At 32.5% G+C, this 311-nt stretch carries 1 protein-coding gene; it reads right to left on the reverse strand.

Annotation, left to right across the window (positions count from 1 at the left end; genetic code table 11):
- Window positions 1-247: hypothetical protein (locus ACYVTD_RS18915; RefSeq protein WP_461249120.1), on the reverse strand; the 247-nt coding region annotated here is incomplete at its 3' end.
- Between the last annotated feature and the right edge of the window lie 64 nt (window positions 248-311).

A 311-nucleotide genomic window follows, 5' to 3' on the forward strand; every position in this document is an offset into this window, starting at 1 on the left:
TTATTGTTTTCTGTATATCATTTAGTTCATCCATAGTTTGTGCTTTATCAATCGATAATCGCATATCTAAAATTTCATTATAAGATCTCATAACCTCATGGTCATCTTTCTTCTCTACACCGATTTTTTTAGCATGGTTATAGTACTGAGACTGAAGCCCAGAAATTTCCTCATGCAAATCGACCTTCTTCACAATTACATCTCGCTCCGCCGGCGTCATAGTTTTCAAAGTTTCTCTAAAGTTCATAATTTCCTCCTACCCTTATATATTAATTATACTATTTTTTCGTCCAATTCACAATATCATATAT

The sequence above is a fragment of the Treponema sp. R6D11 genome, assembly GCF_054786075.1.